General features: G+C 40.9%; 10 protein-coding genes and 1 pseudogene. 6 read left to right on the forward strand and 5 right to left on the reverse strand.

Annotated elements, in window-relative coordinates; translation table 11 throughout:
• Position 1: 1 nt before the first annotated feature.
• The 3 genes from AC0YN7_RS10590 (at position 2) to AC0YN7_RS10600 (ending at position 4,300) form a co-directional block, all read left to right on the forward strand.
• The gene (locus AC0YN7_RS10590) at positions 2-1,291 is read left to right on the forward strand and encodes a GHKL domain-containing protein (protein WP_475809952.1); all 1,290 of its coding nucleotides are present in this window, start codon (positions 2-4) and stop codon (positions 1,289-1,291) included.
• A 122-nt stretch (positions 1,292-1,413) separates the two neighbouring features.
• The gene (locus AC0YN7_RS10595) at positions 1,414-3,480 is read left to right on the forward strand and encodes a serine hydrolase domain-containing protein (RefSeq protein ID WP_475809953.1); all 2,067 of its coding nucleotides are present in this window, start codon (positions 1,414-1,416) and stop codon (positions 3,478-3,480) included.
• 214 nt (positions 3,481-3,694) lie between these two features.
• Positions 3,695-4,300, forward strand: coding sequence for a DUF2238 domain-containing protein (locus AC0YN7_RS10600; protein ID WP_475809954.1), 606 nt, complete (start codon positions 3,695-3,697; stop codon positions 4,298-4,300).
• A gap of 198 nt (positions 4,301-4,498) precedes the next feature.
• On the opposite strand, the gene AC0YN7_RS10605 is transcribed toward AC0YN7_RS10600, so the two are convergent.
• Entirely contained in the window at positions 4,499-5,227 is a 729-nt protein-coding gene (locus AC0YN7_RS10605) for a glycosyltransferase family 2 protein (RefSeq protein ID WP_475809955.1), read from the reverse strand.
• Positions 5,228-5,593: 366 nt separating this feature from the next.
• Between AC0YN7_RS10605 and AC0YN7_RS10610 the strand changes: the two genes are divergently transcribed.
• A complete protein-coding gene (locus AC0YN7_RS10610; RefSeq protein WP_475809956.1) occupies positions 5,594-6,451 on the forward strand; it encodes a class II fructose-bisphosphate aldolase in 858 nt (285 codons plus the stop codon).
• A gap of 150 nt (positions 6,452-6,601) precedes the next feature.
• On the forward strand, positions 6,602-7,030 hold the full coding sequence (locus AC0YN7_RS10615; protein WP_475810126.1) for an SRPBCC family protein: 429 nt from the start codon (positions 6,602-6,604) through the stop codon (positions 7,028-7,030).
• 98 nt (positions 7,031-7,128) lie between these two features.
• Here AC0YN7_RS10615 and AC0YN7_RS10620 read toward each other — a convergent pair whose 3' ends face one another.
• From AC0YN7_RS10620 to AC0YN7_RS10630, 3 genes and pseudogenes are all read right to left on the reverse strand, one after another.
• Positions 7,129-11,322 (reverse strand): family 10 glycosylhydrolase, encoded by a 4,194-nt coding sequence (locus tag AC0YN7_RS10620; RefSeq protein WP_475809957.1) that lies wholly within the window; start codon positions 11,320-11,322, stop codon positions 7,129-7,131.
• Between the two features lie 287 nt (positions 11,323-11,609).
• Positions 11,610-12,119: an ABC transporter permease gene (locus AC0YN7_RS10625; protein ID WP_475809958.1), complete on the reverse strand. Its 510-nt coding sequence runs from the start codon at positions 12,117-12,119 to the stop codon at positions 11,610-11,612.
• A 52-nt stretch (positions 12,120-12,171) separates the two neighbouring features.
• Positions 12,172-12,402 (reverse strand): annotated as a pseudogene (locus tag AC0YN7_RS10630) (ATP-binding cassette domain-containing protein); the annotation flags it as partial.
• 98 nt (positions 12,403-12,500) lie between these two features.
• On the opposite strand from AC0YN7_RS10630, the gene AC0YN7_RS10635 reads away from it, so the two are divergent.
• The gene (locus AC0YN7_RS10635; RefSeq protein ID WP_475809959.1) at positions 12,501-13,550 is read left to right on the forward strand and encodes an NAD(P)/FAD-dependent oxidoreductase; all 1,050 of its coding nucleotides are present in this window, start codon (positions 12,501-12,503) and stop codon (positions 13,548-13,550) included.
• Between the two features lie 64 nt (positions 13,551-13,614).
• Here the strand turns inward: AC0YN7_RS10635 and pepT are convergent, their stop codons facing one another.
• On the reverse strand, positions 13,615-14,847 hold the full coding sequence (gene pepT, locus AC0YN7_RS10640; protein ID WP_475809960.1) for a peptidase T: 1,233 nt from the start codon (positions 14,845-14,847) through the stop codon (positions 13,615-13,617).
• Between the last annotated feature and the right edge of the window lie 235 nt (positions 14,848-15,082).

Raw genomic sequence — 15,082 nt, forward strand, 5'->3', positions numbered from 1 at the left:
TATGATTGAAAATAATGTACTTATTGTCGTTAGCATTGTACTTGTGATGGGCGTTCAAATTAATTTTTTCTTCAACTCGGTTTTTGATAAATCAACTAAAAAGCATAACCGTGTCATTTATTTCATTATCTTTGGGTTGACTGATTACCTATATCTGGTTATTCCGTTCTCTCCTATTTTATCTTCGATTTTCTCCTTGCTTATGGTATTTTGTTTTGCGCAATCGTATAAAGTAGAAATTAAAACCAAGATCATTTTTTCCATACTTTACGCTGTTTTAATGTCTATCTCTAATTTTATATCCCTTTATATTTTTTATACCCTAGATATAGTTGACTTTAATAGCTTTGACCCTGTAAATGAACAAGATCAAATAGACTACACGAAAGCTATTTTACTCGGTTGCATGATCATGTTTGTTATCATTCAGATCATACGACTATTTGCAAAACGTAGAAGTTTCTCTTTGCATAATCGTTACTACGTATTATTTTTGATTATTCCTATCATAAGTATATACCAACTGAATATACTAACTTTCAAGGACGTCTATTCTTTCGTTTCCGTCATTGGGTTTCTTTTTTTAAACGTTAGTATTATCTATATTTTTGATAATATTATTGATAAATTTCAATTCATGCATGAGAATGCTCAACTGCAGCATCAGATGGACTATCAGGATGCGAATTATGAAAAAGTCGTTCACAGCTTCAAATCCATTAAAAGAATCATTCACGATACGAATCAACAGTTTTTGTATATTGAAGAGTGTATTAAGCGAAATGAGTTAGCAGCAGCACTGGAACATATTAAGACGACATTAAATAAAGTCGAAGGAGCCTATCAACGGGTTAATACGGGAAATCTGGTTATAGATGCCCTTGTCACAAATACGCTTAACATTGGACAAGCCAATGGCATAAGAATAGATACGAAGCTTAGTTTATATTCACAAGCAGTCCATATTGACCGTTATGATTTGTGTGTCGTCATTGGAAATATGCTAGATAACGCAATAGAAGCTTCTAAAAATATAAAAATAGCAGAAGATAGGTACATTCTTGTAAAAATACATTCTACCGAGTCTACCCTTCTTATTCACATCTTGAATCATATTGGAAATGAAGTTGCCTACTTACGCAGCCAAAAACCAAACCCGGAATTTCATGGTATTGGATTAACGAATATAGCTAGAATCTGCGACAAGTACGGTGGTCATATGACCATTGAAACAAAAAACAAAGTATTTCATAATATGGTCCTGCTGCCATTTGAAACGAACAATCCTTAGACAACATGTTGTTTAGGGATTGTTTTTTGCGTTTCAGGGTGCTTTTTAATAGTACAGCAATCTTCCTTGTATGCTGAATTCAGCAATTAATATCTAATAAGAAATACGAGGAGGAATCAATAATGAAGAAGATGATTGTTGTATTAATGATCGCAATGCTTATTGCAATACCGATCACCCCTGCTTTTGCTCAAACGAATAATGATTCGGTAAATGAAAAGGCACAGGGGCTGGCTTCGAAGATCGTGTCCGATTATGGTGTAAGTGGATTGCAGTATGCGATTATGGATCATGGATTCATTGTTTTATCGGGTAGCACTGGTGTATACGATAAAGTTACCAAGGAACCGATAACCAAAGACACGATGTTAGGAATAGGCTCGGTAAGTAAAGTGTATGTATCTGCTGCAACGATGATCCTAGCTGATTCTAATAAAATTGATATTGATGAACCACTAATGACGTATATCAAGGATTTTAAAATGGCAGATGAACGATATAAAGAAATTACGCCACGAATGTTAATGAATCATTCTTCAGGACTTTACGGTTCGCACTATGGGAATGGCATGATGTTCGACGACAGCGATACGAGAAATCATGATGAATTATTGGTCAAATTACAATCACAAGGCTTAAAGTCAAACCCAGGCGAATCTTCGGTATATTGTAACGATGGTTTTCAGCTGCTTGAAATCTTAATCGAACGAGTAAGCGGGTTAAGTTACAGTGAATTCCTTGAAACCTTTATTAGTAAGCCTCTTCATTTAAGCTCTACTAAAACACCACTTGATTCATTTGATAGAGATAAGCTCGCAAAAACTTATTTTCCTGGGATAGATCAAGCATTACCCGTTGAGAATGTCAATCTCATTGGGACAGGAGGCATCTACTCAACTGCAGAAGAAGTCGTTCAGTTCGCTGAAGTATTGATCGGCAATCGAACGGATATTTTATCTGAGAAGTCAGCAAAAGCTATGCAAAGTCATGAGTATAAAAAGGGAGTGTGGGTTTCCGAAGAGACAAACACTATTAATTATGGTCTTGGCTGGGATGCCGTACGTTTAGCACCGTTTAGTGATTACGGAATAACGGCATTATCCAAAGGTGGAGATACGTATATGTATCACGCTGCTTTGACTACCCTACCCGAACATGATATTTCTATTGCTGTGCTTTCATCGGGAGGAGCTTCTACCTTCAATAGTATTTTAGCGTCTAATGTTTTATTGGAATATGCAAAAGCCAAAGGCATCATTAAAGAGCTGCTACCTAAAAAAACATTTGAACCTCCATTGAAAGTGAACATGCCATCAGATTTGCTTGCTTATTCTGGATTATACGGTACCGTAGGTAAAACGGTGAATCTGGACATAAAGAACGGAGAGTTTGAATTACCGGCTCTATTTGGGGGTTTTATACCGTCACAAAAATATATATATACGGGCAATGGACAATTCAAAAATAAAGATGGGAATGTGTGCTTAAGCTTTGACCAACCGAAGAATGGAAAAACCTACTTAAAGCTTAACTCTTATTTGAATTTACCGGGATTAGGTCAAATGGCTATGGTGGTTTATGAATATCAAAAGTTAGATTCCAATTCTCTACATCAGTCAACTAAAACGATATGGGAACATAGGAATGGAAAAAATTATTACGTCTTGGATGAAAAGATAACTTCAGCCATGTATTTGGCGAAAGCGCTTTTGGCTAAAAATATATCCGTTGATATCAACCATGGATACGCATCCGGCACTAAAATTGTTGATAAGAATAAAGCAGTAAATGTCATTGATATGCCTATTATGAACGGTAGAGATGTTTTTGATTTGAATTTCTACAAAGAGAACCATACAGAGTATTTAATGGCCGATGGACGAACGTATATCAGTGAAGACGCTATTAGACCCATTTATGAAGGGAACACCTCGATTAGCACCATACCATCCAATGGTCAGGCTGTATGGTATAAGATTAATGAAAAATCAGCCAATCGAGTCATGACCGTTGGGGCTCCGGCAAGTGGGGGATTTGCCGTTTATGACGCGAAGGGAACGGTTGTGAACTTTTCAAAGGCAAGCAACAATCATTCGGTAGTTCTGCCTGAAGGTGGGATGATCGTATTTGGTGGCAATGAGGGGGATGTTTTCAAAATTAAGTTAACAAATTACCCTGCGCATCAGTGAAGAGTGAAGAAGGAGTGTAGCAGGCGAATTCTTTTCGCCTGCTTTTTTATTTCATCGTAGTAACGGAAGGTTCTGAACTGGTTTATGTCAAAATGGATAGATATTGATCAGCTTTCTAACAATATACAAGATGTATAGTCGTTAGGTTTGACCGATCTCATAAGCCTAGGATAAGATTTAATAACACAAGTTCAGTCAGAAGAAAGGAACTGCTATGCAAGACACTGTTAGAAACCATAGGTTTAATCATGTTTTTGAAATTGTTCTGTACGTCATATGCGGATTATCGATTATTTATTTTGGCGTGACCGGAGCTTACGGCAAATGTTTTCAAGCTGGTCTCATCATTACCGTCCTGCTGCTCTTCAGGGGTTTAATCACTTGGACCAAGAGTGAACTGCCTCCCGCACTGCGATTCTCGGTGCTGATCTTTATCGTGATCACGATGATGCTCGCCAACTTATTTAATATGTATGCTGTCATCCCTAAGTTAGATAAGATTGAACATCTGATGTCTGGATTTATTTTATTCTTCGTAGGACAATTCATTTTGAACAAGTTGGCTAAGTCTAAAGGACTGAGCAGTCTGCCTTCCAATATCATCATCTGGTTCTCCTTCTACTTCTCTGTTGCAATGGCTGGAGTATGGGAAATTTATGAGTTTACGGTCGACCATCTATTCGGACTTGTTTCGCAAAATGGCAGTTTAACGGACACGATGCTTGATATCATCTGCGGAACAGTGGGCGCAGTCGGTGCAGTCTTATATCTATTCTATAAAGCGCGTAGAGCACCTAATTCGGTAGAAGAGATAAGTTGACACTAAATAAAGCCTATAAACGCTCGACTCCGATCAACTGTTGTCGCAGCTAATCCGGGCAATGGTGCGCTTTAATCGCTCCTTCATATTCGCCAACAGGACGTCAAATAAGGCTCGAACAGTGTGGTTAGGGACTGTTACGAGCCTTTTGATGTTAGGTAATTAAGCAAGTTCCAGGCGTGCTGCAGTGGCACAATGCTACATCATGATTACGTTTTTTTGCATAGCGATGGAACGGTAATGTTTCGTTACCGCTATGGGCCGGCTTCCCTTCAAGTAGAAGTTATCATTCGCCCTCCAGGTATGGCTTTTTTTATTTTTTCTTCGGATATAAACGTAGTTAAACGGAGAAGTGGCGTACGCAGTAAAGCCTTTCTTACTGCAGTCCTTCAAAAATCTCACATCTTCTCCAACGGAACGATCGGCAAAGCGCACTTTTTTTAGAATATGTCTACGAAATAATATCGTTCCGCCCTGCACAAAACCTATGAATTTATCTTTCTCCTCCGGGGACCGGATGATAAGCCTCTTACTTGCAGCCAAGTAGACAAGACACGAGTGTTTGCCGACAACATCGCTTTGTGTTCGGACGAGTGCTCTTACTTGCTCCAATAAATAGAAGGGGGAGTAATAATCATCATCATCAAATTTGGCGATGAGAGGGAGTTTAGTTTTGGAGATTCCATAGTTTAAGCTTTGGCCTAAAGATTTTTTCTCAGGCACCTTATATACGGATACATTCGAATAGGTCAGTGCTTTTTTGCGATATTTATTCAAATCCATACTATCCTTATTTATAATAATAATTAATTCTTTATACGGATAGAATTGATTACGATAATTTTCTAAAATGTTCTTAAAAAATTTGGGGCGGTTCGTGCTCGTAATAATAGAAACCCCATGACTCTTACTGATGGTTTCAGTCAAAGGTCACACCCCCTCTCTTGCCTTCTCATTAAGGTATGAGAATCGACAATAAGAGGTTCTGGCAGATAACCCATCATTTCAAAAATCCTCATGATACGTATCACAAGCAGTAGTAAAGCAGGGATTGAAACAGTGAGTAGAATCTTTAGTAAAAGTATTGAGCCTTTACATAGGTAGTCTTCTACTAAAAATTGTGATAACATATAGACTTATAAGAAAGAAGAACGTGAACGTGGAAAGCCCATTCCGTTCGTACCAATATAACTGTAGTTTTTGAACGCAATTTTTAAACTGCAGACGAATTGGGTATGATTGAAAGATCAAGCAAAGTAATTAAATTTTAATTATCTTGAAGGAGACTTTGACATGACATTAGTTTCAATGAAAGAAATGTTGAACAAAGGGTTAAAAGAAGGTTACGCTGTTGGACAATACAACATCAATAACCTAGAGTGGACACAAGCTATCCTAGCCGCAGCTCAAGAAGAAAAATCACCTGTAATTCTTGGCGTTTCTGAAGGCGCAGCTCGTTATATGGGCGGCTTTAAAGTTGTTACTGCAATGGTAAATGCTCTTATTGAAGAAATGAAAATTACTGTTCCAGTTGCTATCCATTTGGACCACGGTTCAAGTTTCGAGAAATGTAAGGAAGCGATTGATGCAGGATTCAGTTCTGTTATGATTGATGCTTCTCATTCACCGTTTGAAGAAAACGTGAAAACAACTCAACAAGTAGTTGCATACGCACATGAGCGCGGCGTTTCCGTTGAAGCTGAATTGGGAACTGTTGGTGGACAAGAGGATGATGTTATCGCTGATGGCGTTATCTATGCAGATCCTAAAGAGTGCAAAGAGCTAGTTGACCGTACAGGAATTGACTGTCTTGCTCCAGCTTTGGGCTCCGTTCATGGTCCTTACAAAGGCGAACCAAACCTAGGCTTCAAAGAAATGGAAGAAATTTGCCAAACAATTAAATTGCCATTGGTATTGCATGGCGGTACAGGAATCCCTACTGAACAAATTAAAAAATCAATCTCGCTAGGAACAGCGAAAATTAACGTAAATACAGAAAATCAAATCGTATTTACAAAAGTTGCTCGTGAAATCCTTACTTCTGACACAGAAGTATTCGATCCACGTAAATTTTTGGCACCAGGCCGCGAAGCTATCAAGCAAACAGTTGCGGGTAAAATGCGTGAGTTTGGTTCTTCAAATAAAGCGTAAGAAACATAAAGCAAAAATGGTTGGATCGAATGCAAAATGCATTCAGTCCAACCATTTTTTTGTGATTTTCTAATTTTTCATCATTCATGTAGAATAGATGAACAGGACTTTTAAAAGGGGGTAATTATACTGAAGCAATGGTCGAGAGAAATTGAGATAAACACTTCAATTGAACAGGTTTGGTCATATCTAGATGGTTCGTTAGAACAGATGCAAAAGATTATGCCTCAAGTGGTGGAGAATAAACCAGTCAGCATTACTAAAGAAGTTGTCGGCAGTATATACCGTCAAAAGTATAAAGAAGGCAAACGCATCGAGGAATATGATGTCCATACGCTAGAATACTCAAATAATCGGAATGATAAGAAATTGAAGATTGGATTCACTTTGGCAAACTCTTTTGAGATCACAGCTTTATATGAATTGCATCGAGTAAATGATCAGAAAACAAAGCTTAGATACACAGCAACCAATAAAGCATTGAAGTGGTTTGTGAAGATTTTTATGATTTTTGCAACTGAGAAGGTCGTAGTTGAGTTTTTGGAGAAAGTAAAAAGGGTTGCTGAATCAGAGGCTTAGCTGATGAAATAATAAAACCTATCAGAAGCGCCATTCTGGCGCTTCTGACAGGTTTATGCGGGATCAATCTAGGTGGTCACAGTGCTAGATATTTTCACTTATAGCATTTTGTTTTGGGTATCGAGCATCCGCAGCAGCATGACCACCGCTTCTGCTCTCGTAGCTTGAACATTCGGAGCAAACTGATTGCCAGCGCGTCCAAGGACGATACCTTGCTGTACGGCTACCGATACGTATCCTTTTGCCCAGGCAGGAATATCGGAGTCATCTGCAAAGGACGTTTCATGGATTATTTGCTCTTGCAATTGCAAGGTACGCACAATCATGGATGTTATTTCTGCACGACTGATCTGCGCTTTAGGACGGAAACTGCCATCCGTATAGCCGTTGATAATACCTGCCTTTAACGCAAGAGACACTGCTGATTGAGCCCATGGGCCAATCTGATCCTCATCGGTAAATGGCAGCATCACTTCTTCGCCTTTCAACTGAAGCGCGTGAACCAGCATGACTGCAAATTCCTCCCGGCTCACTGTCCGATCCGGTTGGAAAGTATGGTCTGGATAGCCGCTGACTAGACATTTTAGAACGGTTTCTGTGATTTGTTTCTCTGCCCAATGTCCTTGTATATCAGTTAATAGGACGTTCACGCAAGATGGTGCCTCAGTCGACGTTTTCTCAACGACAAATACTGCAAATTTCGTAAAGTGATCAACTTCAGCTGTTAGTTTTCCATCCTTCACCGCTCCGCCGATTTCTACCCATACCCGTTTTGTTTCATCGAAATAGAAGAGTGATGGCTTCTGATTCTCGGCAACTTTACTTGAATCAAATGTCATCGTGATCGTTACGGGCTTATTGAATTTCCCTGTAAAGTTTTTCAGTATTTCAAATACGGAACTTATAAGCTTATTTTCAGATAGATGCAAGGTTGATGTGTTTGTCAATTTCTCGATCGTTAATCGAAGCTCTTCATCGGTAGCCCCCTCTGGGATGTATACCGATATATCCTCTCCTAGTTTTGCCGTTCCGGAACTGCCGGCTTTAAGCACCAATGTGCTTGTTGACGGTACAATTATTATGCCACCGCCATTGCTGGAACTGGCTTGCACGGTAACTTTTACCGCAGCTTTAATCCCACTTGGATTGATGACTCCTTCTGGTAATTCTAACTCACCCGCGAACATATACGTACCTGCTATGCTGCTATTATAATCCGGTGTTCCGTCATCCCACGTCACTTTTACGTTTGGTTTAGTTCCGTCGCTCACCGTGACTTGAACATTTTGCGGAAGCTTCAGGTCTAACAGCTTAGTTCCGTTGGCTACCGAAATTTCGGGCAACGATCTTATTTCCTCCACGAGAAGCGGTTCATCCACAACTCCAGCCGTAACGGTTATGCGATCGCTTAATTCACTTTCATTATGCAATCGGTCTACTGAAGTAACCACATAGGTATAAGTCTCGCCTAGTGCCACCTTTTGGTCAATAAAAGAGACCTGCTCACTGCTCTTACGTAGGATAGATGCAATATGGGCAGGATTTGCAGTATCTAAAACCTGATCGCCAACTGATCGATAAACGACATAATACGTTGTGTTTTCGTCAGAATCTTTCCATTGCACTTCAATGCCATCTGGATGAGAGGCCGCATTCATATTGCTTGGTTTCTCAGGTGCTTTCGTATCCAACCAAGGCATTACTGGAACGAGCGCTGGATATTGATACACATCCTTAATCATTTGTCTTAATGCAGGCTTGTTTATTAAATCTCTCGTTGTAAAATGAATACTGCCTTTCACTTGCTCATAATTTAAATTAAATATCATTTGGTTCGGGATTTCATAAGGGTCTACGAAATTTGCATTTTCGCCTACCTTATAATCGGCATGACCAATATACAGATGGGAATTCGCGTCATTCTTTTCAATGAGATTACTCCACCAGTCTACTAGTATTTCATAGGCCGCGGGCGTAAACCCGAAATTCCAATAAATTTGTGGAACAACGTAGTCAATCCATCCCTCCAAAACCCACTTACGGATATCCGCATGGAGATTGTCATAGCTAGGCTGCCCTGCAGCGGTATCAGATCCATCGTTATCTACACTCTTGTTGCGCCATACACCAAAAGGACTAATCCCAAATTTTACATAGATTTTCTCCGCTTTAATTGCGGCACTCAAGTTTTTAATTAAAGTGTCTACGTTGTGTCTACGCCAGGCATTGATATCACCCGGGAATTCAGAACCATACTTCTCATAAGCTGCTTGATCGGGGAACCCCGGTCCGTCAAATCTGTTCGGGTAGAAATAGTCATCAAAGTGAATACCGTCTACATCATAATTTTTAACAACTTCCATAACACTGTCCGTGATGTACTGTATTACTTCTGGGATGCCCGGGTTATAATACAATTTTCCGCCAAATTCGATGACCCATTCGGGATGCAGGCGTGCCGGATGATTTTCCACCAATTTGTTAATATCGGTATCCATACTGATCCGGTACGGGTTGAACCAAGCATGGAATTCAAGATTTCGCTTATGGGATTCCTCGATCATGAAGGCTAAAGGATCGTACCCAGGATCTTTCCCTTGAACACCTGTAATCCAATGAGACCAAGGAGCAAGTTCCGACTTATAAAAAGCATCCGCTGTCGGTTTCACTTGCACGACCAAGGCATTCATCCCAATCGATTTATGCAGCTCCAGCAGTTCAATGAAATCCTGTTGCTGCTGCAGCGGGTCTGTTGTTTTAGGCCAATCGATTTTTTCGACCGTTGAAATCCAAGCTGCTCGCAGCTCTCTTTTTGGAGGCTGAAGGCCTGGCTTGTTCACGATAATCGTGTAATTTGCGTTTTTGCCTTCGTATTTCGCAGTAATGAGCGAAATTCCCAAGGATAACCCTTGAATCACCCCGTTCTCATCTACAGTCGCGACATTTTTATTGCTTGATGTAAAGACAACTCCCTCTTGCAATTCAATCTTTTCAGGTCCGGTGTTATAAGTAGCCATTACCTTAGCTAGCTTCGACTCTCCAATCTCGATTGGCGTTAATCCCGTCAGCTCAATGCCTTGAAGGATTGGGATTGGCACTTCAACTCCTAACTCGAAAGAAGCGGTTTGACCTCCATAAGTCACTCTCAGATTCGTTTTTCCGAATGCCAGCGCCTCTACTAATCCTTTCTCGTTGATAGTTGCGACTTGTTCATTATCGCTCGTGTAAACAGCGCCATCTAATATACGAATCGGTTCAGAGCCATCCTTGAAGGTAGCGAACAAGTCGGTTTGAGCCTTCTCATTTACTTTTATTTCGTTAGCGCCAGTAAAGAAAAGCTGCTCCACGGTTGGCGCCTCTTCGCTCACGGCCAGTTCATAAGTCGCATCAAGGGCACCGTAGGAAGCAGTAATCGTCGTTTCTCCTGCACTTAAAGCAGTTACAGTTCCTTGCTCATTCACAATGGCTACGCTGCTATTGCTGCTTGTGTAGATTACATCTCCTGTTACTTTCTTTGGCGCGGTATATCCTTCACGTGTTTCGAATACTTGCGCAGTCTGTACATCGTTCACTTTCATAGGGGTTAAGCCATGTAGATCCAACCCGTATAACCCTCCCGTATCTCCGTAGAAAACGCTTACACGATCAAAATATGCGGTCCCTGCTGTTTTATTCAACTCACTGGTTTGCACAAAATAAATACGTCGCAGTGTAATTGGACTAGTAAAGCTGGGGGCTGTTAACTGTGAAGGGATATTAATTATTACATATTTCCATCCGGTCCAATTAAAACCTGAACCATTTGTAAAGTCGACAACAACATTATCGGGTGCCGAATTAAACTCTGCACGCAGCCAATGTTTATTATTCCCATCCCCGTATACCCATAGCCCCAGCTTCGTCGGCTTGCCTTCAAGTGTTCGATAATTAGAGGTGCCTGGATCATAAAAGTTTATATAAGCAGCTGCTGTTCCTGTCTCTTGACTAACAAGATTATAACTTAATTTAGCTGATTGAGTTCCATAAAGGACCGGTTCTGGTCTGCTTGAAAATTCTAGTTTACCCGATGCTTTAGCAAAACTTGCCGTGACGTTGCCTCCTTGAAAATCCTCAATTACTCGTGCAGCGGGTTGAGACGCTGCTTGTGCAGCCGTGTCCATTTCAAATTCACTACCCGTTGAAGCCGGATTAGCTGAGACATGATTGATACCGCTTACAAAAATAGAAAGTAAGAGTGCTATTGCCAAGCAAAGGGAAATCATACTTTTTCTTTTATGTAACCATTGTATCAAAGCCTAATCACTCCTTAGTTTTACATGCTTGCAGTCCGAATAAATAGTTAACTGCATGAAACATTGAAATTTTATTTCACCTCCTGAGCACAACTATAATATAAAAAATCATTGTTTTCAATTCATTTTTGTTAAAGGCTCTGATCCACTAATCGATAAGTCGTAGAAAAGCAGCCTCCCTACCCTGCTCTGGCCATTTTGTCCTAAACTTACGAGTGCTGCTGCGAAGTTTTCGGTTGGCAGATAAGAGATGATTGTGCTGACTACAGAACTACCAAACATAGAGCTTATAATTGATCCATAAGTAAAGATGACGAGAATAGGCAATCCAACAATAGAGGTTCCATAACCGTACGAGAAAGTAGTCCAATGATGGTGCCGAATGAGATGAATATGATCAATGACAGCACAATCATAATGGAGAAGTACAAAAGGTCTGGCACTTGGATTTTGCTAATAAAGATCGACCCAATGACAACAAACACGGTATTCATTGTGGATAAGAAGCTCTTACCGAGCATAATTTCCATCGTTGTAGCTGGAGATAGCAAGAGGACGCGCAGGGTGCTCTTCTCCTTCTCTTCAGCCATCATTGCTGCTTGTACAAATGCACCAGTCATAACTAATGCAATATTGACCAGCAGACTTAGCAAACTGGGGTCATCAGGGTTTGTACGAGATAACATGATTGCCAAGCCTATAGGTAAAAAAATAGTGATTAGAATATAAAAGTTCTTAAGCAAATCCTTCCAATCCTTCATGATGATTCCACGTACTCTTTTGATTGAAAATGTCATTGTAGAGCCCTCCCGGTAAGTTGAACGAATATATCTCCTAAGGTTGGTTCATTAGAACGAATCGACTATGAAGAATGGCCCGTACTAATGTGACCCTCTGCTTCATCCCTTTGGACAGCTTTTTTACAATTGTGTGTTTATCTTGAATAAGGTTAACCTCTTCAAGCACTTCATCAATACGTCTTACATTTACATCATATAGCTTGCAAAAGAGCTCCAAATTATCATAAACAGTAAGCCGGTCATATAAACCGCTATTGTCAGTCAGGATTCCAATTCGTTTCATTCTTGTTGTCAACAAGTGATTGTAAAAGAAATGAGAAAGGTGTATATTTTATTGATAATGATAATCAGTGTTATTGGATACAAGGAGAGAGCGAAATGAATATAGATGAACTGTTTGATGTGACGGTGATTGGCGGAGGTCCCGCTGGGCTGTACGCAACATTTTATAGCGGTCTTCGGGAAATGAAAACGAAGCTGATTGAATATCAGCCGCGGCTTGGAGGGAAGATTCATGTCTATCCGGAGAAAATGATATGGGATGTTGGTGGACTTACGCCTACTCCGGGTGCAAAGCTCATTGAGCAGCTGGTAGAGCAAGGCTTAACATTCAATCCGGAAGTCGTGCTTAATGAGAAAGTCGAATCCATCACGCGTAATGAGGATGGATACTTTGAGCTTCACGCCGCTTCGGGAGCTAAGCATTGGTCCAAGACGGTAATTATAGCTGTTGGAAGTGGAGTGTTAAAGCCGCATAAGCTGGAGATTGAAGGGGCGGAAAGGTTTGAGGTCAGTAATTTAAACTATACGGTTAACTCTTTAAAGCAATTCAAGGATAAAACCGTTATCATCTCGGGAGGCGGAAATTCTGCTATCGATTGGGCAAATGAGCTGGAGCCAATTGCTAAGAAAGTGTATATTACCTACCGTAAAGACGCTTTAACCGGCCATGAGGCACAGGCGGCTCAACTGATGAGCAGCTCGGTTTCTTGTTACTTCAACACGAAGATTACGAAGCTAATAGCTGGGGAAGATCACGAACGGATCGAACATGTCGAATTGATGAATCTGGAGACCAATGAGGTGACATATCTATCGATTGATGAGGTCATCATCAATCATGGTTATGAGCGAGATTCAGCGCTGCTTGCCAATAGTGATCTCGATATTGCTATGGTGGACGATTATTATGTGGCAGGGAATACGAATAGTGAGTCCTCGGTTCCTGGCTTATATGCCGTCGGAGATATTTTAATGCATGATGGGAAGCTGCAATTAATCGCTGGTGCTTTTCAAGATGCGGCGAACGCGGTGAACATGGCCAAACAATTCGTTCAACCGGACGCCAGGAAAAATGCCATGGTTTCTTCGCATAATGAAGTGTTTAAAGAGCGTAACAAGGAAATTGTAAAGCAGATGATGAAATAGCTGTTAGGCTGCCGCTTAATGCGGCAGCCTATTTGTTCATACAAGCACTTTATAGGCGGCTTTTTTAGTTTCTTTGCTCATAGAGCTTAACGATTTCGACAATGGTGTTTACAGCCTGCACCATATTGTCAGCTGAAACATACTCGAAGCGTCCATGATAATTTTCTCCGCCTGTAAATATATTCGGCGTTGGCAGTCCCATGTAGGATAGCTGCGATCCATCCGTACCGCCGCGAATAGGTTGAATAATTGGAACGATCCCGAGGTTTTTTAGCGCTTGTCTAGCGATATCCACTACTTCCATGACCGGCTCAATCTTTTCCTTCATGTTGAAATATTGGTCTTTGATTTCGAGTGTAATTCGTTTATCTCCGTATTTTTCCCGCAATTCCTCTACGATGCTTGCTAGTTCAAGCTTTCTCTCATTAAACCGATTACTATCGTGGTCACGGATCAAATAACGAAGCTGTGTTTGCTCGACATCTCCTTGAATGGAGGACAGGTGATAGAAGCCTTCATGGCCTTCCGTGTTCTCAGGTGACTCATCAGCTGGCAGTCTGCCATGCAGCTCCATGGCGATTTTGGCCGCGTTGACCATTTTACCTTTGGCAGTGCCGGGGTGAACGTTCTTCCCTATGCAAGTTATAACGGCGGATGCTGCGTTAAAGCTCTCATACTGAAGCTCGCCAAGAGGACCTCCGTCCATCGTATAAGCATATACCGCATCAAAGGCTACTACATCGAATTTATGCGGGCCTCTGCCAATTTCCTCATCAGGTGTAAAGGCTACTCTTACTTTGCCGTGCTTCAGCTCTGGATGATTAATCAGATAAGCCATGGCAGTCATGATCTCGGCAATACCGGCTTTGTCGTCTGCGCCAAGTAAGGTGGTGCCGTCTGTTGTAATTAGCGTGTGTCCTTTGTAGCCTACTAGCTCTGGAAAATCTTTAGGCGAAAGGACAATGTTGAGTGCTTCATTCAAGACAATGTCTTGTCCGTCATAGTTATCGATAATTTGAGGCTTTACGTTAGTGCCTGTAAAATCGGTAGCCGTATCCACATGGGCAAGGAAGCCGATTGTTGGGATCTCTTTGTCTGTATTAGCCGGAAGGGTTGCCATTACATAACCGTTCGCATCCATTGTAATGTCCTGCATACCAATGGCTTTAAGCTCATCTATGAGCATGCGTGCTAGTACCAGCTGTCCTGGTGTTGAAGGGCAAGAATCGCTGCTTTCATCGGATTGTGTATCCACTTGTGCGTATGAGATGAATCTATTCATGATCTCGGTCTTCATAGCTATATTCTCAGCTCCAATACAATTAGTTATATAACAAAGTATAATACAAAAGAGACGGCATCCCAAATGGTGCCGTTTTGTAAAGCAAATCGTACTGGACTACGAAGCGAACGTCGATTCGGTTGAGCAGTGTACATGTTGGAAGGCTGTAAACGTACACTGTTGACGGCGTTCATCCGACTGATCTTGGTTTTTTTAGAATGGCGCAGAAGCTTGAACCGAAAATCCGGGA

Source organism: Paenibacillus sp. J31R122, from assembly GCF_056269185.1.

Excerpts from the sequence above, each read along its gene's own strand:
- AC0YN7_RS10635 (WP_475809959.1), top strand. The coding sequence starts at position 12,501 with ATGAATATAGATGAACTGTTTGATGTGACGGTGATTGGCGGAGGTCCC.
- AC0YN7_RS10610 (WP_475809956.1), top strand. The coding sequence starts at position 5,594 with ATGACATTAGTTTCAATGAAAGAAATGTTGAACAAAGGGTTAAAAGAA.
- pepT (WP_475809960.1), bottom strand. The coding sequence starts at position 14,847 with ATGAAGACCGAGATCATGAATAGATTCATCTCATACGCACAAGTGGAT.
- AC0YN7_RS10600 (WP_475809954.1), top strand. The coding sequence starts at position 3,695 with ATGCAAGACACTGTTAGAAACCATAGGTTTAATCATGTTTTTGAAATT.
- AC0YN7_RS10590 (WP_475809952.1), top strand. The coding sequence starts at position 2 with ATGATTGAAAATAATGTACTTATTGTCGTTAGCATTGTACTTGTGATG.
- AC0YN7_RS10595 (WP_475809953.1), top strand. The coding sequence starts at position 1,414 with ATGAAGAAGATGATTGTTGTATTAATGATCGCAATGCTTATTGCAATA.
- AC0YN7_RS10625 (WP_475809958.1), bottom strand. The coding sequence starts at position 12,119 with ATGACATTTTCAATCAAAAGAGTACGTGGAATCATCATGAAGGATTGG.